The sequence below is a fragment of the uncultured Roseobacter sp. genome (genome assembly GCF_947488185.1).
Classification (GTDB): Bacteria; Pseudomonadota; Alphaproteobacteria; order Rhodobacterales; family Rhodobacteraceae; genus Roseobacter.
The window spans coordinates 454,596-477,075 of record NZ_CANKYM010000004.1; the positions used below are offsets into that span (position 1 = coordinate 454,596).

The 22,480-nt window shown below is 60.6% G+C and carries 17 protein-coding genes and 1 tRNA gene; 8 read left to right on the forward strand and 10 right to left on the reverse strand.

What is annotated here, in order from left to right; all coding sequences use genetic code 11:
- Nucleotides 1-20 precede the first annotated feature (20 nt).
- Nucleotides 21-1,391, forward strand: coding sequence for a glutamate--cysteine ligase (locus Q1A52_RS18000; protein WP_300018518.1), 1,371 nt, complete (start codon nt 21-23; stop codon nt 1,389-1,391).
- A gap of 19 nt (nt 1,392-1,410) precedes the next feature.
- Here Q1A52_RS18000 and Q1A52_RS18005 read toward each other — a convergent pair whose 3' ends face one another.
- Entirely contained in the window at nt 1,411-1,593 is a 183-nt protein-coding gene (locus Q1A52_RS18005; RefSeq protein ID WP_300018521.1) for a hypothetical protein, read from the reverse strand.
- Nucleotides 1,594-1,663: 70 nt separating this feature from the next.
- On the opposite strand from Q1A52_RS18005, the gene Q1A52_RS18010 reads away from it, so the two are divergent.
- Nucleotides 1,664-2,581 carry a LysR substrate-binding domain-containing protein gene (locus tag Q1A52_RS18010; protein WP_300018524.1) on the forward strand — a complete coding sequence of 306 codons (918 nt, stop codon included), beginning with the start codon at nt 1,664-1,666 and terminating at the stop codon, nt 2,579-2,581.
- Nucleotides 2,582-2,695: 114 nt separating this feature from the next.
- Here the strand turns inward: Q1A52_RS18010 and Q1A52_RS18015 are convergent, their stop codons facing one another.
- The 7 genes from Q1A52_RS18015 to xdhA form a co-directional block, all read right to left on the reverse strand.
- On the reverse strand, nt 2,696-3,775 hold the full coding sequence (locus tag Q1A52_RS18015) for a BMP family ABC transporter substrate-binding protein (RefSeq protein WP_299861501.1): 1,080 nt from the start codon (nt 3,773-3,775) through the stop codon (nt 2,696-2,698).
- 52 nt (nt 3,776-3,827) lie between these two features.
- Entirely contained in the window at nt 3,828-4,748 is a 921-nt protein-coding gene (locus Q1A52_RS18020) for an ABC transporter permease (RefSeq protein WP_300018527.1), read from the reverse strand.
- A complete protein-coding gene (locus tag Q1A52_RS18025; protein ID WP_300018530.1) occupies nt 4,749-5,831 on the reverse strand; it encodes an ABC transporter permease in 1,083 nt (360 codons plus the stop codon).
- Nucleotides 5,832-5,903: 72 nt separating this feature from the next.
- Complete coding sequence (locus tag Q1A52_RS18030) at nt 5,904-7,418, reverse strand: ABC transporter ATP-binding protein (RefSeq protein WP_300018533.1); 1,515 nt, start codon at nt 7,416-7,418, stop codon at nt 5,904-5,906.
- Nucleotides 7,415-8,173: a xanthine dehydrogenase accessory protein XdhC gene (gene xdhC, locus Q1A52_RS18035; protein WP_300018536.1), complete on the reverse strand. Its 759-nt coding sequence runs from the start codon at nt 8,171-8,173 to the stop codon at nt 7,415-7,417. Before xdhC ends, Q1A52_RS18030 begins: the two co-directional genes overlap by 4 nt.
- Nucleotides 8,170-10,467 (reverse strand): xanthine dehydrogenase molybdopterin binding subunit, encoded by a 2,298-nt coding sequence (gene xdhB, locus Q1A52_RS18040; protein ID WP_300018539.1) that lies wholly within the window; start codon nt 10,465-10,467, stop codon nt 8,170-8,172. Before xdhB ends, xdhC begins: the two co-directional genes overlap by 4 nt.
- The gene (xdhA, locus tag Q1A52_RS18045; protein ID WP_300018542.1) at nt 10,464-11,837 is read right to left on the reverse strand and encodes a xanthine dehydrogenase small subunit; all 1,374 of its coding nucleotides are present in this window, start codon (nt 11,835-11,837) and stop codon (nt 10,464-10,466) included. Before xdhA ends, xdhB begins: the two co-directional genes overlap by 4 nt.
- 223 nt (nt 11,838-12,060) lie before the next feature.
- Here xdhA and dnaE point away from each other — a divergent pair, with 223 nt between their 5' ends.
- Nucleotides 12,061-15,612, forward strand: coding sequence for a DNA polymerase III subunit alpha (gene dnaE / locus Q1A52_RS18050; protein ID WP_300018545.1), 3,552 nt, complete (start codon nt 12,061-12,063; stop codon nt 15,610-15,612).
- Nucleotides 15,613-15,627: 15 nt separating this feature from the next.
- On the opposite strand, the gene Q1A52_RS18055 is transcribed toward dnaE, so the two are convergent.
- On the reverse strand, nt 15,628-15,822 hold the full coding sequence (locus Q1A52_RS18055) for a SlyX family protein (protein WP_300018548.1): 195 nt from the start codon (nt 15,820-15,822) through the stop codon (nt 15,628-15,630).
- A gap of 105 nt (nt 15,823-15,927) precedes the next feature.
- Between Q1A52_RS18055 and hisS the strand changes: the two genes are divergently transcribed.
- Genes hisS through hisG form a run of 3 tightly spaced genes read left to right on the forward strand, consistent with a single transcriptional unit; the run spans nt 15,928 to nt 19,270 of the window.
- Entirely contained in the window at nt 15,928-17,505 is a 1,578-nt protein-coding gene (gene hisS / locus Q1A52_RS18060; RefSeq protein ID WP_300018551.1) for a histidine--tRNA ligase, read from the forward strand.
- Complete coding sequence (locus Q1A52_RS18065; protein WP_300018554.1) at nt 17,502-18,581, forward strand: ATP phosphoribosyltransferase regulatory subunit; 1,080 nt, start codon at nt 17,502-17,504, stop codon at nt 18,579-18,581. The genes hisS and Q1A52_RS18065 overlap by 4 nt, the downstream gene beginning before the upstream one ends.
- Complete coding sequence (gene hisG / locus Q1A52_RS18070) at nt 18,578-19,270, forward strand: ATP phosphoribosyltransferase (protein WP_300018557.1); 693 nt, start codon at nt 18,578-18,580, stop codon at nt 19,268-19,270. The genes Q1A52_RS18065 and hisG overlap by 4 nt, the downstream gene beginning before the upstream one ends.
- Before the next feature lie 3 nt (nt 19,271-19,273).
- On the opposite strand, the gene Q1A52_RS18075 is transcribed toward hisG, so the two are convergent.
- A complete protein-coding gene (locus Q1A52_RS18075) occupies nt 19,274-19,705 on the reverse strand; it encodes a DUF1489 domain-containing protein (protein WP_300018560.1) in 432 nt (143 codons plus the stop codon).
- Nucleotides 19,706-19,857: 152 nt separating this feature from the next.
- On the opposite strand from Q1A52_RS18075, the gene Q1A52_RS18080 reads away from it, so the two are divergent.
- Nucleotides 19,858-19,958, forward strand: a tRNA-OTHER gene (locus Q1A52_RS18080).
- A gap of 23 nt (nt 19,959-19,981) precedes the next feature.
- Nucleotides 19,982-22,276, forward strand: coding sequence for an adenosylcobalamin-dependent ribonucleoside-diphosphate reductase (locus tag Q1A52_RS18085; protein ID WP_300018563.1), 2,295 nt, complete (start codon nt 19,982-19,984; stop codon nt 22,274-22,276).
- Nucleotides 22,277-22,480 lie beyond the last annotated feature (204 nt).

The following is a 22,480-nucleotide window of genomic DNA, read 5'->3' on the forward strand; positions in this document are numbered from 1 at the left end:
GAACGAACGGAGCCTCCCTCATGTCCATTCCTCAATCCGGTGGCGGCCCGATCACCTCTCATGATCAGTTGGCGCAATATCTCTCGGACGGGTGCAAGCCGAAAGAGGATTGGCGCATTGGCACCGAGCATGAGAAGTTCGGCTACTGCAAGGACACGCTGAAGCCGCTCCCCTATGAGGGCGACAGGTCGATCCGGGTGATGCTGGAAGGACTGCGGGACGCGCACGGCTGGTCACCGGTGGAAGAGGGCGGGGTGCTGATCGGGTTGGAAAAGGACGGCGCCAACATCAGTCTTGAACCGGGCGGGCAGCTGGAACTCAGCGGCGCGCCGCTGGAGACGATCCACGAGACCTGCGACGAGGTGAATACCCATCTGCGCGAGGTGCAGGATGTGGCGGACCGCATCGGCGCGGGCTTTATTGGCTTGGGCGCAGCCCCGCACTGGACCCATGACGATATGGATCTGATGCCCAAGGGCCGCTACAAACTGATGAACGACTATATGGCGCGCGTGGGCACCATGGGGCGCGTGATGATGCGGCGGACCTGCACGGTGCAGGTCAATCTCGACTTTGGCTCCGAGGCGGACATGGTGCAGAAGATGCGCGTGGCGCTGGCCCTGCAGCCGGTGGCCACGGCACTTTTTGCCAACTCACCGTTTTTTGAAGGCCGCCTGAACGGGCACAAGTCCTGGCGCAGCGTCGCGTGGCGTAATCTTGATGCGGCGCGCACGGGCATGTTGCCCTTTGTGTTCGAAGACGGTTTCGGATTTGAACGCTGGGTAGACTATGCGCTCGATGTGCCGATGTATTTTGTCTATCGCAACGGGCAGTATGTCGATGCGCTCGGGCAGTCCTTCCGCGATTTCCTGAAGGGCGAATTGCCTGCTTTGCCGGGCGAAATCCCGACACTGAGCGACTGGGCCGATCATTTGACCACCGCCTTTCCCGAGGCGCGGATGAAACGGTTTATCGAAATGCGGGGCGCGGATGGTGGCCCATGGCGCAGGCTTTGCGCGCTGCCGGCTTTCTGGGTCGGGCTGATGTATGACCAGACCGCGCTCGATGCGGCCTGGGACCTGGTCAAAGACTGGGACATGGGCACCCGTGACCTGATGCGGGTGGCGGCCTCCGTCGACGGGCTGCAGGCCGAGGTGCATGGCATCACGCTGCACGACATCGCCCGCGAAGCGGTGGCGATCAGTATGAGCGGCCTCAAGGCGCGCGCGCGGGCGGGTGCAGGGGGTATGGTCCCGGACGAAACCCATTTTCTGAACGCGCTGCACGAGAGCATCGAGAGCGGCAAGGTGCCAGCCGATGAGCTGCTGGAGCAGTACAACGGTGCGTGGGATGGCGATCTGAACCGGATTTACGCCGAATACTCGTACTGAAAGACAGCGCTGGGACGCGCTACTCCGGTCTGACGCGTGTGGGACAAAACGGCAAATCGGCGCGTTCGCGCTCCGACATGCGTGCGATGTCCGGATGCGACAAGGGGTCCCGTTCAAATTGGGTTTCGTCGGACAGGCGCGATGGGGTCGGCAGGACTTTTGTCCAGAAGTATTTGAGCCTGATGGTGAGGGCATGTGTCATGGGACCAAGATGGCGTCTCAAAGGTCAATTCTGAATCGACTTTGAGACAGGGCGCGTTTAGTTTTTCTAAATGCGAAACCTCAATGCAATCCCGCTCTCCTCTCTCAGAACGATTGAGGTGATCGCGCGCAACGGCACGTTGCGCGGTGCTGCCGATGAGTTGGGTGTCACGCCGGGTGCTTTGAGCCAGCGGCTCGCCAAGGCGGAGGCTGCCTTGGGACAGGTTTTGTTCACGCGCACCTCGACAGGTCTGCAGCCAACGGAGATCTGCGCGCAGATATCACCGCGCCTGACGGCCGCGATTGGTGAGCTGTCCTCGGTTGTGTCCGACGTACAGTCGATTGGACAGAACACGCTGACCGTCACCGTGGCACCGATCTTTGCAAGCCGTTGGCTTATTTGGCGCATAAAGAGCTTCAATGATCTGAACCCGGAGATCAGCCTGCGGGTCTTGCCCGCTGTCGATGTCGCCGATCTGGATCATTCCGAGGTCGATATCGGCATCCGTGTCGGGGAAGACCCCGCCTTGGGTGCCGGGGCCACGAAACTGCTCGATCAACGGGTCTTCCCGGTCTGCTCGCCGGAAATTGCAGCGCGCATCACCACCCCGGAAGATGTCTTCAACGTGCCGATTATTCGGGAGAATGAGTTGCTTTATGGCTGGCGGCCTTGGCTCGCAGAGATGGGGCTGACGGGGCGCGATCTGAGCCTAGGGCCGACATATGCGGACGCCTCTTTGTGCTTGGATGCGGCGATGACGGGGCAGGGCCTGTTCATGGCTTGGGAGACGCTTGCCTGCGACGCTCTTGAACGCGGGCAGATCGTTGCCCCGTTCGACGTCAGGTCTTTGACCGGCGCAACATATTGGTTTGCCGTCCGTATGCGCTCCCAGCGGAACCCGAGTGTCAGGAAGTTCAAATCCTGGCTGGAAACCGAATTGGCGTGCTCCGTCAGGTATTGGAACAATCATCCGGAGACCGGCGCGTAGCTTCGCAGAGAGCGGCTCTGGACCACTTTGCGTCTTCAAGCTGTTCGCAGGCCGTCAGATGCAAAAAGGCCCCGGATCACTCCGAGGCCCTTGTCGTTTCTACGCTTGCTCAGCTTATTGTGGAATTTCGCCGGTCAGCCCTTCGACGTAGAAGTTCATGCCCGCAAGCGTGCCGTCATCGGCCACCTCGCCATCTGCCAGCCAGTCGCTGCCGTCCTGCTTTTTCAGAGGACCGGTGAACGGGTGGTAGGAGCCATCCGCAATGGCAGCCTTCATCGCCAGCGCTTCTTCCTTTACATCCGCAGGCACCGCATCGGAAATCTCGCCAATGCCGACCATGCCCGGGCCAATACCATCCCATGTGTCGGTGCTTTCCCATGTACCGTCGATCACCGCCTTGGTGCGCGCGATGTAGTAGGGCGCCCAGTCGTCAATGATCGAGGAGACGCGTGGGAAGGGCGCGTATTGCCCCATGTCGGAAGCCTGCCCAAAGGTCACCACATTGCCCGCTTCCTGAGCGGCGGCCTGTGGCGCGGTGGAATCGGTGTGCTGCAGGACCACGTCGGCACCTTGTTCGATCAACGCGCGGGCCGCATCCGCCTCTTTGGCCGGATCAAACCACGTATAGGCCCAGATGATCTTGAACTCGACATCCGGATTGACCTTGGCCGCGTGGATATAGGCGGCGTTGATCCCCCGGATCACTTCCGGGATCGGGTAGGAGGCGATGTAGCCGATGATGTTCGACTTGGTCATCTTGCCCGCGATGTGGCCTTGAATGGCGCGGCCTTCGTAGAAGCGCGCGGAGTAGGTCGAGACGTTGTCCGCACGTTTGTAGCCCGTCGCATGTTCGAATTTCACATCCGGGAATTTCGCCGCGATGTTGATCGTGGGATCCATGTAGCCGAAGGAGGTGGTGAAGATCAGATCGGCACCGTCCAAAGCCATCTGCGTCATCACGCGCTCGCTGTCCGGGCCTTCGGCCACGTTCTCGACATAGACGGTTTCGACCGCATCCCCGAGCGCTTCTTCGACCGCAAGCCGGCCCTTGTTGTGTTCATAGGTCCAGCCGCCGTCGCCGATTGGTCCGACAAAGACAAAGCCGACCTTGGTCTTTTCATGGCCGTCGGCATAGGCGCCGCCAGCAAGACCAAGCGCCACCGCGGCACTGGCCAGAAGGGTTGTGAGTTTCATTTCAGGTCTTCCCCATGTTGAACCGCCCCTTGGTCGAGGCGTTGATTGGCCCCTAGTGAGAGGCGTGGAATGTCCGGCCCAGAGAACCGGGCGCCGCGCTCTTATCCGCAGAGAGGATGACCAGCACGACGATGGTGATGATGTAGGGCGACATTGCCAGATATTCGACGGGAATGGCAACGCCCGCGCCCTGCAGATTGAGTTGCAATTGCGTGATCCCGCCAAAAAGATAGGCACCCAGCAACACGCGCCAGGGCTTCCAACTGGCAAAGACAACCAGGGCGAGCGCAATCCACCCCACACCTGCCGTCATGCCCTCGGTCCATTGCGGCACGCGGATCAGGCTGATGTAAGCCCCGCCCATGCCCGCGCAGGCGCCCCCGAACATGATCGCCAGCGTGCGGATGCGCACGACTTTGTAGCCGAGCGCGTGAGCGGCATCGTGGTTTTCGCCCACCGCGCGCAGGATGAGACCCACGCGGGTGAATTTCAGCGTGACCCAGACCGCAGCCACAAGGAGCAAGCCGAAATAAAGCACCGGATCATGGGAAAAGAGGATTGGCCCGACAACCGGAATATCCGAGAGGAAACCGAAGTTGATATCGGGCATCCGGGGTGGTTTGATGCCGACATAACCCTGTCCCAACAAAGCGGAAAGCCCCAGCCCAAAGAGGGTGAGCGCGAGGCCAGAAGCCACCTGATTGGCGAGCGCGACTTGCGTCAGAAGCGCAAAGAGCAGGCTGAGCATAGCGCCACCCACCGCAGCCGCGAGAAAGCCGGTGAGAGGCGATCCTGTCTCCACGGCAATGGCAAAACCGCAGATGGCCCCGAGGATCATCATGCCTTCGACGCCGAGGTTGAGCACGCCTGCCCGTTCAACCACCAGTTCCCCGGTGGCCGCGAGCAGGATTGGGGTTGCCGCGCTCATTAGTGCCGCAATCAGAAGGATCGGATTGATGACAGAAAGATCCATCTAGACAGTCTCCGCCCGGCCAAACCGCAGCCGGTAGTTGGTGAAAAGATCGAGTGCCAGCAGGAAGAACAGCAACATGCCCTGAAACACCTGAATGGCGGCGGCGGGCAGGCCCAACTGGCTTTGCGCGATATCGCCGCCGATGTAGGTGAGCGCCATCAACAGCCCTGCCAGCACGATCCCGACCGGGTGCAACCGTCCGAGGAAGGCAACAATAATGGCGGTAAATCCGTAGCCCACGTTGAAGTCGATGCTGACCTGTCCCGCCGGGCCGGCGACCTCGAATAGTCCCGCCAGCCCTGCCAGCATGCCCGAGGTGCCAAGGCAGAACAGCACAAGACGGCCGGGGTTCACACCGGCAAACCGGGCTGCGCGCGGGGCCTCTCCAGTCACCCGAACGGCAAAGCCAAGGCGATGGCGCGTGAGCAGAACATAGGCAAAAATCACGGCGATCAGTGCTGCAACCACACCCCAGTGCATACCGGACCCGGCAATGATTTCGGCGTTATGGGCGCTGTCATATTGCTGCAGATTGCGACTGCCCGGAAAGCCGAAACCCTCGGGATTCTTGAGCAGCCCCAACGACATGGAGGCGAGAAGCTGCTCGGCGACGTAGACCAGCATCAGCGAAACGAGGATCTCGTTGGTGCCGAAGCGGACCTTCAGCAAGGCCGGGATCATTGCCCAGATCCAACCGCCGAAAGCCCCTGCGAGAACCATGGCGGGAAAGATCAGCACGCTCTCTGCGGGGTAAAACGCCAGCCCCATACCGGCCCCGAAGAGGGCGCCCATGATGTATTGACCTTCAGCACCGATGTTCCAGACCCCGGCCTTGAATCCGAGGCTGAGACCGATGGCGATCAACACCAGCGGCGCGCCTTTGATCAGCAGTTGCGGGCGATAGTAAAACGCGAACTCACCAAACAGCGGCTCCCAGAAAATCGTCACGATCGACTGCACCGGATCCTTGCCGAGTGCCGCGAACAAAAGCCCACCGAACAAGAACGTCGCAAAGACTGCCAACAGGGGTGTGACATAAGCAAAAAACCGGCTCGGCTGTGGTCGCTTCTCCAACCAGATCATGGGATTGGCCTATGTTTCTTCTGGCTGGAAATATCCTCGCCGAAGGCAAGAAATCTCTTTTGGTGTAACAGGCTACACATGTGCCACCTCCATACCGTGGGCGCCGCCCATCATCAGCCCGATCTGCTCCACACTCAACCCGCTGGTGGGTTGTGGCGCAGACAACCGCCCCTCGTTCAGCGCGGCAAAGCGGTCCGCAATCTCCATCAGCTCATCAAGGTCCTGGCTGATTACGATCACGGCTGCTCCCTCGGTGGCAAGATCAAGCAGCGCCTGTCGTATGGACGCTGCGGCAGAGGCATCTACGCCCCATGTCGGTTGGTTGACCACCAACACCTCCGGGCGTTGCAGCACTTCCCGTCCAATCACGAATTTCTGCAAGTTCCCCCCGGAGAGGGATCGTGCCGCATTCCCGGGGCTCGGCGTTCTTACGTCGAATGCCTCGATAATCCGCTCGGCAAAGCTTCGCGCGGCGGACCAATCCAGGAACCCGTGTTTTTCCAAACCCTCGCGGGCTGCACCGGTCAGCATGGCGTTTTCGGTCAGTGACATATCCGGTGCTGCGGCATGGCCCAACCGTTCTTCGGGTGCTGCCAGCACGCCACGGGCACGCCGGGCATTTGGACCCAATGCACCGATGTCATTGTCCTTGAAGTTGATCATCCCGGGCGGCGACAGCATTTCACCCGAGAGTGCTGCCAGTAATTCGTCCTGTCCGTTCCCGGCGACCCCGCCAATGCCCAACACTTCGCCCTTGCGCAGTGTAATGGATATGTCGCGCAATGGCATCCCGAAGGCAGAGGGCGATGGGCGCGACAGGCCATTCACTGCCAACACAATATCCTCCTGCACAACGGCGGTTCGCGTTGGTGTGCCGAGCACCTTTCCCACCATCATTTCGGCCATGTCCCGCGCGGTCGTCTCGCGAGGGATGCAGTCGCCGACCACTTTCCCCAGCCGCAGGATCGTCGCTGCGTCACAGAGCGTGCGAATTTCTTCAAGCTTATGAGATATATAGAGAATTGCCGTGCCCTCCGCGCTGAGCTTGCGCAGGGTTTCGAACAGGATATCGACCTCTTGCGGGGTCAGAACAGATGTGGGCTCATCCATGATCAGCAGCTTGGGCTCCTGCAAAAGGCAGCGGATGATCTCCACCCGTTGGCGCTCTCCTGCGGAGAGATCACCGACAATCCTGTCGGGGGAGAGCGGCAACCCGTAGGTGTCCGAAACTTCCCTGATACGCTGCGCGAGATCTCTCAACTTCGGGGCGTTTTCCATCCCGAGCGCGATGTTTTCGGCCACGGTCAAGGCATCAAAGAGCGAGAAGTGCTGGAACACCATACCGACACCCGCCGCGCGGGCGGCGCGTGGTTCCGATGGTGCAAAGGGGCGCCCATGCATCTGCATCTCGCCCTGATCGGGTTTCGCCAGCCCATAGATCATTTTCACCAGCGTTGATTTGCCGGCGCCGTTTTCGCCCAGCAATGCATGGACTTCACCCGGTGCGATGGACAGCGAGACGTCGTCATTGGCCACGACGCCGGGGTAGGCCTTGGTCAGACCAGCGAGAGACAGGAGCGGGGTCATGCGGGAGCCTCAAGCTGTGAAAGCAACATGCCCACGGTGCCACGGGCAATGGCATCGGGGTGTTTGCCAAGAGATTTGTCGCCGATGGGGCAAGTGACAGGCGCCGGGTCAAGCCCCGCTGCCCTCAAGCGTTTTTGAAACCGCGCCCATTTGGTGTCCGAGCCGATCAAACCGCAAGAGGCAAATCCGCGTTTCAGCAGCGCAGCACAAAGGGTGAGATCAATGTCATGCGAATAGGTGAAGATCAGGTGATGTGCATCGGCTGGTGCGTGCGCTGCGAGCATCGGCATGTCCCTGACAGGTGTGACGGTGACAGCCTCTGGAACCTCGGCGGGAAAGCGGTCTGCGGTGCTGTCGATCCACGTGATTTTGAAGCTGTGGGAGGGACACGCCCTAACGACTGCCCGACCCACATGTCCGGCGCCCCAGATCCACATCGGGGCCGTATGCACTTGGGTTTCGCGGGTCGTATCCCGCGTCGCATCGATCTGGTCTGTCGGACGCGGCGTGCGCGTAAACTGCAAGGTTACCGAGCCACCGCAGCATTGCCCGAGACCAGGACCAAGGGGCAGGGTCTGTGTCTCTTCCGGTCCATCCGCCGCGAGAATGGCACGGGCCCGCGCGGTGGCATCATACTCCAGCGCGCCGCCCCCGATCGTGCCGAAGGTCTCCGTTGCCGTCACCTTCATTGCCGTACCCGTATCACGCGGGGTCGAGCCCTTGGTGGCGAGGATTTCGACATAGAGCGCGCTCACTGCCGGGTCCTTTGCACCGCCGCGAAAACGGCTTCGGCTGTGGCTGGTGTCTGCAGGTCAGCATAGGCTGGCCCGCAGGCCTGCACCGCATCGCAGAGCGCGGCATAGGCCGAGATGCCCAGCATCAGTGGCGGCTCCCCCACCGCCTTAGAGCGATAAACCGTCTCCTCCCGGTTTTCGCCCTCCCAGAGCGCGACGTTGAAGACATCCGGTCGGTCTGAACAGGCGGGGATCTTGTAGGTCGAAGGTGCATGTGTGCGCAAATGGCCCTTATCATCCCAAACCAGTTCTTCCGTGGTCAGCCAGCCCGCGCCCTGCACATAGCCGCCTTCAATCTGGCCAATGTCGAGGCTTGGGTTCAGCGAGCTTCCCACATCATGCAGAATGTCCGCCCGCAGGATACGGTTTTCGCCGGTCAATGTGTCGATCACGACTTCCGTGACGGCCGCGCCATACGCAAAGTAGAAAAACGGACGGCCCTCGCCCTTGATCCGGTCCCATTTTACTTTCGGTGTCTTGTAGAACCCTGTCGCCGATAGGCTGACACGGGCGAAATAGGCCATCTGCGCGACCTCTGCAAAACTGTAGCACGCGCCCGCGACCTCGACCGTGCCCTCCTGAAAAACAACCTCGGCAGCGGAACACTGATGTCGTTCGGCCAACAAGTCTGCCATGCGCTTTCGGATGGTATCGCAAGCTGCCTGAACCGCCATGCCATTTAGATCACTGCCGGAGGAGGCGGCGGTTGCGGAGGTATTCGGCACTTTACCGGTGTCGGTCGCGGTGATCTTGACTTGCGCCACGTCCACGCCAAATCTGGCCGCCGCCACCTGCGCCACTTTCTGGAACAGGCCCTGCCCCATCTCTGTGCCGCCGTGGTTCAGGTGGATCGAGCCATCCTGATAGACATGCACCAGCGCGCCCGCCTGATTGAGATGGGTGAGCGTGAAGGAGATGCCAAATTTGACTGGTGTCAGCGCGATCCCTTTTTTGAGGATCGGGTTTTGCGCGTTCCATGACGCCACCGACGCCCGGCGGGTTTCATAATCGCTGGACGCCACAAGCGCGTCCGTCATCTCAGGCAGGATAAAATCTTCAACCGCCTGGCCATAGGGCGTCATGTTGCGCTTCTTCTGGCCGGAAGTATCCCCGCCGGAGGCATAAAAGTTCTTACGTCGCACGCTGAGTGGTTCGCGACCAAGATGGCTGGCGATATGATCCATCACCCGTTCGATGCCCAACATACCCTGCGGCCCGCCGAATCCCCTGAATGCCGTCGCGCTCTGCGTGTTGGTTTTCAGCCGGTGACTGGTGATGCGCACAGCGGGTAGGAAATAGGCGTTATCGGCGTGCAACATGGCCCGATCAGCAACCGGCAAGGACAAGTCCTGCGCCCATCCGCAGCGGGCATGATGCGTGAAATCGATCCCCAGCACGCCCCCGTCGTCATCAAAACCAACAGTATAGTCGATGCGGAAATCATGGCGCTTGCCCGTCACGATCATGTCGTCATCGCGGTCATAGCGCATGCGGCACGGGCGCCCGGTGGCCTGCGCTACAATAGCACAAGCGACGGCAAGCGCGTTGCCCTGACTTTCCTTACCCCCAAAACCACCGCCCATGCGCCGGGTTTCAACCCGGACGGCATGCATCGGCTTGCCAAGCGCCTCGGCCACCTTGTGCTGAATTTCGGTGGGATGCTGGGTGGAACTCATCACCACCATGTCACCCTCTTCCTGCGGCAGCGCCAATGCCGCCTGTCCCTCAAGATAGAAATGCTCCTGTCCGCCAACCTCAAGCTGACCGCTGATTTTATGAGGTGCAGTGCTCAGTGCCTGTTCGACATCACCCCGTCCGTAGACGCGGGGTCCATCTTCGAAACGACTGTCTTGGGCCAACGCCTCTTCGATACTTAAAACCGCTTGGCCGGGCGTGATGTCGATGTCGCCGAGGCGCGCGGCATGACGCGCGGCCAGATGAGACGTGGCGGCGACAACAAACAAGGGCTGACCGACGTAGTGCACCACATTCGTGGCCAAAAGCGGTTCGTCGTGGTTCGAGGCGGACACGTCATTCTCGAACGGTAAATCCTGCGCCGTCAGAACCGCGATAACGCCCGGCGCGGCGCGTACCCGGGACAGATCCATGCCGTTCAACGCGCCAGCCGCAACTTCTGAAAGGCCGAAGGCCAGGTGCAGCGCATCCTTTGGCGCGGGAATGTCATCGACATAGCGCGCGGCGCCAGTAACGTGCAGCAGAGCAGCATCATGCGGCAGCGGTTTGGCCACGCTCATGGCGTCACTTCCAACGGGCTGACCACCGCGCCCTGATCCGCATGCCAGTAGCGCAGCAGCATGTTCTGCGCGGTTTTCAGCCGGTAAGCTGCGCTGGCCCGCATGTCTGAGAGGGGCTGGAAGTCTTCGGCTAGTGCCTGCATCGCAGACCGCACAGTATCTTCGGACCACGGGGCGCCAACCAAAGCGGCTTCCGCCGTCGCCGCGCGTTTCGGGATGCCTGCCATGCCGCCAAGGGCAAGATGCGCGCGTGTGACCTGGCCGCTGTCCACGGTGACCGACAGGCAGGCGCAGAGGGCAGAGATGTCCTGATCAAACCGTTTTGACAGTTTGTAGCACCGCAACCTGTCTGGCTGATGCGGAATGGTGATGGCTTCGATAAATTCACCGGGGTGCCGGTCCTGTTTGCCGTAGTCGAGAAAGAAGTCCTCCAGAGGCAGGCTGCGCCGCGTCTGGCCCTGCCGCAAATGCAGTGTTGCCCCTAGCGCGATAAGCGCGGGCGGCCCGTCCCCGATGGGTGAGCCATTGGCGATATTGCCCCCGATGGTCGCGGCATTGCGCACCTGTACGGAGCCGTATCGCCGGATCATCGCCGCAAAAGACGGGTAGAGCGGTTCAATCGCCGTTTCCATGTCCGTCAGGGTGGTCATGGCCCCGATCCGCAGGCCCTCTGCGCTCTCTTCGATCCCCGTAAGATCGGCGCATCCGTTCAGAAAGGCGACGGGCCCCAGATCGCGAAACTGCTTGGTGACCCAGAGACCGACATCCGTGGCCCCCGCAATCAGTGTCGCCTTGGGATGGTTCAGGTACCATGCCGCCAGCTCATCGGCTGATCGCGGCTGCACATACAGCCCTCCGGGATCTGACGGCGCTTTCTCCACCGGTTCATCGTGCATATGGGCAGGAACAGGCGCGCATTCCGCGGCAACGGCGGCGCGAATGATCGGCGCGTAGCCCGTGCATCGGCAGAGATTGCCAGCCAGCTGCGTGTCATGATCCGTCTTGCCCTGCAGATGGGCGGTCGCCATCGAGACGATGAACCCCGGTGTGCAAAATCCGCATTGGCTGCCGTGATGATCCACCATCGCCTGTTGCACCGGGTGCAGACTGCCATCTGGCGCTGCAATCCCCTCCACTGTGCGCACCGCCTTGCCGTTAAGCTGGGGCAGGAACAGGATGCAGGCATTGAGCGCCTGCGCGCCGGTATCATCCGTGACCATCACGGAACAGGCACCGCAATCGCCCTCGTTGCAGCCTTCCTTGGTGCCGGTCAGGCCGCGGTCCTCGCGCAACCAGTCCAGCAAGGTCGTGGTGGGCGCCACATCCCGCAGCGCCACTGTTTCTCCGTTTAGGCGAAACGCAATGTCCATTCCGTCAGATCCGCCGCGGTACCAAGGGGCTCCTTATGCCAGTCGTTCGATGCGGCGTAGAACGAGAGGCGAGCAGTAACGGACCAGAGGCTAAGCGGGGCCCACCTTGATTTGCAAGGAGAAAGGCGAGGTGACGCATCGCCGGTTGGCTGGCGCGCTCAAAAAATGACATCGCGGGGTGTTCCCGCTGGCGGCGATGCACGTGCTGAATTAGTGTCATGGGATGAGCAAAAATCCCCGATTCATTCACCTGCGCAGCCATTCCGAGTACTCCCTTCTCGAAGGGGCGCTGCGGTTGAAAAAACTGCCCGGCCTTTGCCGTGACGCTGAGATGCCCGCGCTGGCACTCACAGATACCAACAATATGTTCGCAGCACTGGAGTTTTCCGTGGCGATGGCGGGGGCAGGGGTACAGCCTATCCTCGGCTGTCAGGTAGATGTCACCTATGTTGAGGCGCGACCCGGTGACAAGCCGCGCCTGCCCGCGCCGGTGGTGCTGCTGGCGCAGAGCGAGACAGGATATGAAAACCTGATGAAGCTCAACTCTTGCCTCTACATCGACAAGGGTGGGGCGCTCCCGCAGGTGACGTTGGACCAATTGGGGCGATATTCAGAAGATGTGATCTGCCTGACCGGCGGTCCCGAAGGGCCGGTTGGCAAGCTGTTGCAGGCGGGGCAAAGACCTGCAGCGCAGGAGGTGATGGATCGGCTTAAATCGGATTTCGGCGATCGGCTCTATGTCGAATTGCAACGTCATCCCACGGAAGCCGGGCAACCGGAGGCGGAACGCCTGACCGAGCGTGGTTTTGTCGAAATGGCCTATGCCATGGACCTGCCGTTGGTTGCCACCAACGACGTCTATTTCCCGAAATCGGATATGTACGAGGCGCATGACGCGCTGATTTGCATCGCCGAAGGAGCCTATGTCGATCAGCAGGATGCGCGCCGCCGCCTGACCGCGCAGCATTATTTCAAGTCCCAGCCCGAGATGGTCACGCTTTTTGCCGATCTTCCGGAGGCGATTGAAAACACGGTGGAAATCGCAAGGCGCTGCGCGTTTCAGGCCTACAGGCGCGATCCTATCCTACCTAAATTCGCCGATGATGAGATCGAAGAGCTCCGGCGGCAGTCGCAGGCGGGTCTCAAGGATCGGCTGGCGATCATCCCGCATGCGACCAGTGTCGAGGAGTATGAAAAACGGCTCGATTTCGAGCTGGGTATTATCGAAGGCATGGGGTTTCCGGGGTACTTCCTGATCGTGGCCGACTTCATCAAATGGGCCAAGGACAGTGACATCCCCGTAGGGCCGGGCCGGGGGTCGGGCGCGGGCTCGCTGGTGGCTTATGCGCTGACTATTACTGATCTCGATCCGCTGCGGTACAACCTGCTGTTCGAGCGGTTTCTGAACCCGGAACGAGTGTCGATGCCGGACTTTGACATCGATTTCTGTATGGATCGCCGCGAAGAGGTCATTAGGTACGTTCAGGAGAAGTATGGCCGCGACAAGGTGGGACAAATCATCACTTTCGGCGCGCTTTTGTCAAAGGCTGCTGTGCGCGACATTGGGCGCGTTTTGCAAATGCCATATGGTCAGGTGGACCGCCTGTCCAAGATGATCCCGGTTGAGGGCGTGAAGCCCGTCAGCATTGAAAAGGCGCTGGCGGATGAGCCGCGCCTGCGCGAAGAGGCGCGCAATGAGGAGGTCGTGGCCCGGCTGCTGGAGTACGGCCAGCAGGTCGAGGGGCTCTTGCGCAATGCCTCCACCCACGCGGCGGGCGTGGTGATCGGTGATAGACCGCTGGACGCGCTGGTGCCGCTCTATCAGGACCCGCGCTCGGACATGCCCGCAACCCAGTTCAACATGAAATGGGTAGAGCAGGCCGGTCTGGTGAAGTTCGACTTTCTGGGCCTGAAAACGCTGACCGTGATCCAGAACGCGGTGGATCAAATCAAGGCGTCGGGGCGGCATCTGCACATCGCGGCAGACGGGACCGAGCTTTTTGCACCCCCCGATGGGTTGGAAGACGACATCGGCACCATCCCACTGGATGATGAAGCCTCCTACAAGCTTTACGCTTCCGCCAAGACCGTGGCCGTGTTCCAGGTGGAAAGCTCGGGTATGATGGATGCGCTCAAACGCATGAAACCGACCTGCATCGAAGACATTGTGGCGCTGGTCGCGCTTTACCGCCCCGGCCCGATGGAGAACATTCCGACCTACTGCGAGGTCAAGAACGGGCTGCGGCAGCTTGAATCCATTCACCCGCTGATCGATGATATTCTCAAGGAAACCCAAGGCATTATCGTCTATCAGGAACAGGTGATGCAAATCGCGCAGGTCATGGCGGGCTACAGCCTTGGCGGCGCGGACCTGCTGCGCCGCGCGATGGGCAAGAAGATCGCCGAGGAAATGGCCAAGGAACGTCCGAAATTCGAAAAGGGCGCGCAGGAAAACGGGGTGGACAAGAAGAAGGCCACCGAGGTTTTCGACCTGTTGGAGAAATTCGCCAACTATGGGTTCAACAAATCCCACGCGGCGGCCTATGCGGTTGTCAGTTACCAGACGGCGTGGCTCAAGGCCAACCACCCGGTGGAATTCATGGCCGGTGTGATGAACTGCGATATCCATCTGACCGACAAGCTGGCGGTCTATTTCGAAGAGGTGCGCAAGCAGTTGCAACTGCCCTGGGTGCCACCCTGCGTGAACCGCTCGGATGCGACGTTCAAGGTGGTGGATGGCGCGTTGGTCTATGCCCTGGGCGCGTTGAAAAACGTCGGGTTGGAGGCGATGAAGCTGATCACCGACGGGCGTCGCGCGGACCCGAGCGCAGAGAACAGCCCCGACAAACCCTTTGCCACGCTTTTCGATCTCGCCCGTCGGGTGGATCTGAAACGTGTGGGCAAGCGCCCGTTGGAGATGCTGGCGCGCTCGGGCGCGTTTGACCAGCTGGATGCCAACCGGCACCGTGTCTTTGACGCGCTGGATGCGCTGGTGAGCTATTCTGCAGCCATTCACGAACAGAAGTCCTCCAACCAGGTCTCGCTCTTTGGAGAGGCCGGGGAAGACCTGCCCGAGCCACGGCTGCACCCGGTTCAGGACTGGTTGCCCGCCGAACGGTTGGGGGAAGAATTCAAGGCGGTGGGCTTCTATCTCTCAGGCCACCCACTGGATGACTATATGGCCCCGTTGAAACGCAAAACAGCCAATGATCGCGGGGTGCCCTTCCTGACGCTGGACGAACTGACCGAAAAAGTCACCCAGACCGGTGCGATGAATGCGCGGCTGGCGGGCATCGTTGCAGGCAGGCAGGAGCGGAAATCGGCGCGCGGCAATCGGTTCGCCTTTGTGCAGATGTCTGACCCTACGGGTGCCTATGAGGTGACGCTCTTTTCCGATACGCTTGAAGCCGCGCGGGAGCATCTGGAGACCGGGTCCAAGGTCATTGTCACGGTCGAAGCGACGATGGAGGCGGACCAGCTCAAGCTGCTGGGCCGGACTGTCGGACCTGCGGATGCGGTAGTGGCTGACGCCGGTGGCAGCGGGCTCAAGATCTTCATTGACGCGCCTGAGGCTATTGCAGCCGTGGCGAGCGTCTTGGAAGGCGCGACCGTCTCTGCCAGAAAAGCCGGGCGCGGACCTGTGGAATTCTGCCTGATGGACTCAAGCCTGCCCGGCGAGGTTGAGGTCGCACTTGGGCAGGAATTTGTGGTGAACCCGCAGATCAAGGGTGCGATCAAATCCCTGACCGGGGTGCTGGAGGTCGAGGATATCTGACGCCCGTGGCGCGCCTTAGTAGTGTGGCGGACGCTCCTCGCCAACCACAACGCCACCCGAGGCCTGCGCCTCGCGTTCGCCTTCGCGCTGCATCAGCATGAAGACCCGGCGCGTCAGCGTGGCAATCTCCGTCTCCTGACGGGCGACCACGTCGGACAGGTCCTCGACCGTGCGCGTCAGATGCGCGATCTGTTCTTCCAGTTTTTCCATGGCCCGCGCCTAGCACGCGCGGGCGCCTGAATAAAGACCGTGCCTTGCCCCCCTTGGTCCCTTGGGCTAGACCGCGCGCGACACCGACAAGCCAGAGGGCGAACCATGGCCAAACCCAAAAAGACCCCACGACCCAAGGCGGAAACGCCCAAGGGCTTTCGTGACTATTTCGGCGCTGAGGTCACCCAGCGCACCGAAATGCTACGCAAGATCGCGGCGGTCTATCATCGCTATGGGTTCGACGCGCTGGAAAGCTCGGGCGTGGAGACCGTGGAGGCTTTGGGGAAATTCCTGCCGGACGTGGATCGCCCGAACGAGGGCGTCTTTGCCTGGCAGGAGGATGCGGATGCCGACAAGCCGGGCGATTGGCTGGCGCTGCGCTATGACCTGACGGCCCCCTTGGCGCGGGTTTACGCGCAACATCAGAACGACCTGCCCAAGCCCTATCGTCGCTATGCGATGGGCCCCGTCTGGCGCAATGAAAAGCCCGGGCCGGGGCGGTTTCGCCAGTTTTATCAGTGTGATGCGGATACAGTTGGCGCGCCTTCCGTCGCGGCTGATGCCGAAATCTGCGCAATGCTCGCTGATTGCCTCGAAGAGGTCGGCATCCCGCGCGGCGACTATGTGATCCGCGTGAACAACCGCAAGGTGTTGAACGGTGTGCTCGAAGTTGCAGGCCTCGCAGGCGACGACAAAGAATGCGAGCGTGGCATTGTCCTCCGTGCCATCGACAAACTGGACCGGCTAGGGTTTGGCGGCGTGTATGCATTGCTCGGTCAGGGTCGTAAGGATGAAAGCGGTGACTATACTGAAGGTGCTGGCCTGTCGGCACAACAGTCCGATGTTATCATGTCCTTCCTGCGCGCCAACGACGAGGTGGTGTCAGACGCGAAGACCCAACAGGCCCATCTTGATGATAGAAATGATGTAAACGTCAATCAGAACATGGTGGCCTACCTCACTGATGTTGTTGGATCCTCAAGTGTCGGCCAGAAAGGCGTTCAAGAGCTCGGGCAAATCGCCAATCTGGTTTTTGCAGGCGGCTACGGCCCCGACCGCATTATTATCGACCCCTCTGTGGTGCGCGGCCTCGGATACTACACCGGCCCGGTCTACGAGGCCGAACTGACCTTCGACATTCAGGACGAGAAAGGCCGCACGCGCAATTTCGGCTCCGTTGCGGGCGGCGGGCGCTATGATGATCTGGTCAAGCGTTTCACCGGGCAGGAAGTGCCCGCCACAGGCGTCTCCATCGGCGTTGACCGACTCCTCGCCGCGCTGCAGGCCAAGGGGCGGATGCACTCCAGCGAAGCGGGCCCCGTTGTTGTGACCATCATGGATCGCGACCGCATGGCTGACTATCAGGTCATGGTTGCCGAACTGCGTCAGGCTGGCATCCGGGCCGAGGTCTATCTGGGCAACCCTAAAAACTTTGGCAACCAGCTCAAATACGCCGACAAACGCGGCAGCCCCGTGGCTGTAATCGAAGGCGGGGATGAGAAAGAGCGCGGCGTCATCCAGATCAAGGATCTGATCCTGGGCGCGCAGATCGCCGAAAGCGCCACGCTGGAGGAATGGAAAGATCGCCCCAGCCAGTTCGAGGTGCCGCGCGGTGATCTGGTGGCGAAAGTCAGGGATATCCTCGCGCAACATGATCTGCCGGATCGTGGCACTGCCAAATGATCACGCGGGCGCAAACGCTGGCGCGGGCAGCGGAGTTGCGCGCGCGCTTTGAAGCAGCCGGGGCCGTGCCGGTGGAGACGCCCATTCTGCAATCGGCGGAAACCCTGCTCGATCTCTATGGCGAGGAAATCCGCGCGCGCGCCTATGTGACCTCCGACGCCCTGCGCGGAGAGCAGATGCTACGCCCGGATTTTACCGTGCCGGTTGTGCAGATGCATATGGCCGATGGGGCAGAGCCCGCGCGCTATACCTATTCCGGCGAGGTGTTTCGCCGTCAGGAACATGACCCGGACCGTGCCAATGAGTATGTTCAGGTCGGTTATGAGGTGTTTGATCGCGCCAATCCTGCCGCCTCCGATGCAGAGGTGTTTGCCCTGATCGCGCAGGCCGTGGCCCCGTTGAACCTGCGCGCCGCAACGGGGGATATCGGGCTTTTGACCGCAGCTGTGCGCGGGCTGAAAACCACCACGCCGCGCAAGGCCGCTCTGTTGCGCCACATCTGGCGCCCGCGCCGGTTTCGGGCGCTGCTGGATCGGTTCTCGGGCCGCGTGCCCCTGTCCGCCCGACGTGAAAAACTGCTGGCAGGCGATGTCGCCTGCGATGCGCCGCTCGTGGGCAAGCGCACACAGGCAGAGATCGACCGCCGCATCCAGACGCTGCGCGACGATGCCAAGGCACCGCCGGTGAGCGCCGCCGAGGTTGATCTGCTGGATGCGCTGCTGGGGGTGCGGGAGACGCTACCCTTCGCGCTTGAGCAGCTGCGCGACATCGCGGTTGATCTGCCATCAATCTCTTCGGCTGTGGATGGCATATCGAGGCGGGCGGAGGCTTTGGCGGCGCGGGGCGTCGACGTGGAAAATCTGCCGTTCGAGACCAGTTTCGGGCGCACATCGATGGAATATTATGATGGTTTCGTTTTTGGCTTCTTCAGTCCGAACCGTGCCGATCTGCCGGCCCTTGCGACCGGTGGCCGTTATGACGCGCTGACGCGGCGACTGGGACAGGGCGCAGAAATCCCGGCGGTGGGCGGGGTATTGCGCCCCGGTCTGATGTTGGAGTTGGAGGCGCAGGCATGAGCGTGAAACTGGGCGTTCCCTCCAAGGGGCGGTTGATGGAGAAGACCTTCGACTGGTTCAATCAGCGCGGCATAAGCTTGACCCGAACGGGGTCAGAGCGTGAATACGCCGGGGCTGTGAACGGCGTTCGGGGTGTATCACTGGTGCTGCTCTCTGCCGGAGAAGTGCCCCGCGAACTGGCAACCGGGCGCCTGCATTTCGGGGTAACCGGCACAGACCTTGTGCAGGAAAGGCTGCCGCTCTGGGAGCAGCAGATCGAACCCGTGCAGGAACTTGGCTTTGGCCACGCCGATCTGGTGCTGGCGGTTCCAAAGGCCTGGATTGATGTAGATACGCTGGATGATCTGGACGCGGCAGCAACGGCCTTCCGCGCGGTCCATAACATGCGCCTGCGCATCGCAACCAAGTATCACCGGCTGGTGCGCGAGCATCTGCGTCACGGTGGGGTGGCTGACTATGCACTGGTCGATAGCCAGGGTGCAACAGAAGGTACGGTCGCAAATGAAACGGCAGAGGCAATCGCCGATATCACCTCAAGCGGAGAGACCCTGCGGGCAAACCACCTGAAGGTGCTTGGGGAAGAGCCCATTCTGCGGTCGCAGGCCACGCTGTGGCGCAGCCGTGTGGCGCCAGTATCGGCGTCGGATCGCGTGGTGATCGACGGGCTGATTGCGCAGCTGACCGGCTGACGATCAGAGGACCCCAATTTCCGCCAAAGCGCGGTTCATCTCGACGGGCAGCGGGTCTTCGGACGCGCGCCCTTTTGGCAGGTCGGGGGGCGCATCGCTGACCGGCAGATAGCGCCAGCCCTGAAACGGGCGTTTCAGGCTGCTTTGGGTGCGGACAACTTCTGGGTCGAGCACGATGGCGCAACGGCGGATACCGTCTTCGCCGATCACCTCGTCAAGGCGGATGATCCGCTGGCGGCACTGCAGTGCCCCCTTGACCACCCAGTAGATCGAGCCGCCGTTCAGGATTTCAGCTTCGCGTTTCGGCCACATGCGGGTGATGTGGCGTGGCAAACCGTCCGGTCCCTGCGCCCGTTTGCTCGCCTGCCAAGCGATCAGCGTCTCCACGCTTTCCGAGCCCACGGAGAGCTTGATCAGATTGACTGTTTTATCCACAGGTTTTCCCACTGATATAACCCCAGAATCTCTGCCACCATACACTATATATATTAGTTTGGCCTGGATGACCTTCAACTTGTTGTGGAAAACAGGACGAATCTGGGGTAAATGTACTCTCCGATCACACCCATTTGTGTAATCGGAGAGTTCGCCACGTAGCTCAATTGGAAGAGCGCTCACGAGGCCGAGATTGGCGTTTCGGAAGACTAATGTGAGAAGGTTGCAGGTTCAAGTCCTGTCGTGGCGCCCAAATCAACTTGAGGACCTGCACCCATGACCCGCTTTTCCGCCCCAATTGCCGAACAGATCTGGGATATGAAGTACCGTTTCAAGGAGGCCGACGGCACGCCGAAGGATGTGACGGTCGAAGACACCTGGCGGCGGATCGCCAAGGATCTGGCGCGGGTTGAGAAAAAGCCCGGTCATTGGGAAGAGAAGTTCTACGACGCGCTTGAGGATTTCAAGTATCTGCCGGCGGGCCGGATCACGGCGGGGGCGGGGACCGCGCGCGCTGTGACCCTCTTCAACTGCTTTGTCATGGGGACCGTACCCGACAGCATGGGGGGTATCTTCGAGATGCTAAAGGAAGCTGCCCTGACCATGCAACAGGGCGGTGGGATCGGCTATGATTTTTCCACCATCCGTCCGAAAGGTGCGGATGTGCATGGAGTGGCGGCGGATGCCTCTGGCCCGTTGAGTTTCATGGACGTCTGGGACGCCATGTGCCGCACGATCATGTCCGCGGGGTCGCGCCGCGGCGCGATGATGGCGACGATGCGCTGTGACCACCCCGACATCGAGGATTTTATTGCGGCCAAGTCAGATCCGGCGCGGCTGCGGATGTTCAACATGTCCGTGCTGGTCACGGATCCCTTTATGGATGCAGTGAAGGCAGATGCGGATTGGGAGCTATCCTTTGACGGCAAGACGTATCGGGCCGTGCGCGCGCTGGATCTGTGGAACCGGATCATGCAGGCGACGTATGATTATGCGGAGCCTGGCGTTATCTTCATTGACCGGATCAATGCCGCCAACAACCTGAATTATTGCGAGACCATTGCCGCGACCAATCCCTGCGGCGAGCAGCCCTTGCCGCCTTATGGTGCCTGCCTGCTCGGGTCCATCAACCTGTCCCGCCTTGTCAAAGATGCCTTTGAAGAGACTGCAGCACTTGATTTAGACGCCTTGGATGGGCTTGTCGCCACAGCCGTTCGGATGATGGACAATGTGGTCGATGCCTCCAAGTTCCCGCTAGAGGCACAGGCGGCGGAAGCGCGGGCAAAACGGCGTATCGGGCTGGGTGTGACGGGGCTGGCCGATGCGCTGTTGATGGTCGGCCTGCGCTACGGGTCCGACGCGGCGGCGCGTCAGACGGAGGACTGGCTGCACCGGATCGCCCGCGCCGCGTATCTGGCGTCGGTGGATTTGGCGAAGGAAAAGGGGGCCTTTCCGTTGTTTGACGCAGATGGTTATCTGGCGTCGGGCACCATGCAGGCTATGGATGAAGACGTGCGTGAGGCTGTCCGCAAACACGGTATTCGCAACGCGCTGCTGACGTCGATTGCGCCAACCGGTACGATCAGCCTTTATGCGGGCAATGTGTCTTCCGGGATCGAGCCTGTTTTTGCCTACGCATACACCCGCAAGGTTTTGCAAAAAGATGGATCGCGCACCGAGGAAGAGGTGGTGGACTATGCGGTGAACTTATGGCGTGAGAAATTCGGGGATGCGGAACTGCCGGATCATTTTGTGAACGCCCAGACGCTGGCGCCCTTGGATCACGTGAAGATGCAGGCTGCCGCTCAAAAATGGGTGGACAGTTCAATCTCCAAGACGATCAACTGCCCGGAAGATATAGGTTTCGACGCCTTCAAAGATGTCTACATGCAAGCCTGGGACACAGGCTGCAAAGGCTGCACAACCTATCGGCCGAATGCGGTCACCGGTTCTGTTTTGAGTGTGTCGGAGGAAAAGCCGTCCGCAGACGCACCGGAAGTCATCACCAATTCAGACGCAGAGCCGACCACGCCGCATGGCGATGTCATCTATATGTCGGAGCCGCTGGACCGGCCGAACGGGTTGGAGGGCAATACCTATAAGGTCAAATGGCCCGACAGCGAACATGCGCTTTACATCACCATCAATGACATTGTGATGGGCGGGCGCAGGCGGCCCTTCGAGGTGTTTATCAACTCCAAGAATATGGAGCACTTTGCGTGGACTGTCGCCTTGACGCGGATGATTTCGGCGGTGTTTCGTCGGGGCGGTGATGTCTCTTTCGTGGTTGAGGAGCTAAAGGCCGTATTCGATCCGCGTGGCGGGGCGTGGATGCAGGGGAAGTATATACCGTCGATACTCGCGGCGATTGGCGGTGTGATCGAGCAGCATATGATCGCAACAGGTTTCATCGAAGGTGAGGGTATGGGCTTGAAGTCCGACCCGCAGGCGCAGGTTGTTGGCCTGGATGCACCGCGAGGTCAGGCGTGTAGCAGTTGCGGCCAATACGATCTGCGCATGGTTGAGGGCTGCATGACCTGTGGGAGCTGTGGGTATTCCAAGTGTAGTTAGCCGCTTGGTAATGTAATTGTAAATTGGCCCATAGTTTTTCCTTTATTGCATAATGAATTGCCATTCATTGGAGCATTGTGCAGATATTCCGCCAGTTCGATTCGATTGGGATCGCAGAGTTGCTGTAAGAACGCTATTTTGGGTAGGCGCGAGATTTGGACCTGATCAGATCGGCCCAAACCCGACATTCGCTACCCAATTCCG

What these genes read in the sequence shown, in the direction of transcription:
- Q1A52_RS18005 (WP_300018521.1), bottom strand. Translation starts at nt 1,593, where the DNA reads ATGACACATGCCCTCACCATCAGGCTCAAATACTTCTGGACAAAAGTC.
- Q1A52_RS18010 (WP_300018524.1), top strand. Translation starts at nt 1,664, where the DNA reads ATGCGAAACCTCAATGCAATCCCGCTCTCCTCTCTCAGAACGATTGAG.
- dnaE (WP_300018545.1), top strand. Translation starts at nt 12,061, where the DNA reads ATGAGCAAAAATCCCCGATTCATTCACCTGCGCAGCCATTCCGAGTAC.
- Q1A52_RS18020 (WP_300018527.1), bottom strand. Translation starts at nt 4,748, where the DNA reads ATGGATCTTTCTGTCATCAATCCGATCCTTCTGATTGCGGCACTAATG.
- Q1A52_RS18000 (WP_300018518.1), top strand. Translation starts at nt 21, where the DNA reads ATGTCCATTCCTCAATCCGGTGGCGGCCCGATCACCTCTCATGATCAG.
- Q1A52_RS18015 (WP_299861501.1), bottom strand. Translation starts at nt 3,775, where the DNA reads ATGAAACTCACAACCCTTCTGGCCAGTGCCGCGGTGGCGCTTGGTCTT.
- Q1A52_RS18085 (WP_300018563.1), top strand. Translation starts at nt 19,982, where the DNA reads ATGACCCGCTTTTCCGCCCCAATTGCCGAACAGATCTGGGATATGAAG.
- Q1A52_RS18065 (WP_300018554.1), top strand. Translation starts at nt 17,502, where the DNA reads ATGATCACGCGGGCGCAAACGCTGGCGCGGGCAGCGGAGTTGCGCGCG.
- Q1A52_RS18055 (WP_300018548.1), bottom strand. Translation starts at nt 15,822, where the DNA reads ATGGAAAAACTGGAAGAACAGATCGCGCATCTGACGCGCACGGTCGAG.
- Q1A52_RS18030 (WP_300018533.1), bottom strand. Translation starts at nt 7,418, where the DNA reads ATGACCCCGCTCCTGTCTCTCGCTGGTCTGACCAAGGCCTACCCCGGC.
- hisG (WP_300018557.1), top strand. Translation starts at nt 18,578, where the DNA reads ATGAGCGTGAAACTGGGCGTTCCCTCCAAGGGGCGGTTGATGGAGAAG.
- Q1A52_RS18025 (WP_300018530.1), bottom strand. Translation starts at nt 5,831, where the DNA reads ATGATCTGGTTGGAGAAGCGACCACAGCCGAGCCGGTTTTTTGCTTAT.
- xdhA (WP_300018542.1), bottom strand. Translation starts at nt 11,837, where the DNA reads ATGGACATTGCGTTTCGCCTAAACGGAGAAACAGTGGCGCTGCGGGAT.
- hisS (WP_300018551.1), top strand. Translation starts at nt 15,928, where the DNA reads ATGGCCAAACCCAAAAAGACCCCACGACCCAAGGCGGAAACGCCCAAG.
- xdhB (WP_300018539.1), bottom strand. Translation starts at nt 10,467, where the DNA reads ATGAGCGTGGCCAAACCGCTGCCGCATGATGCTGCTCTGCTGCACGTT.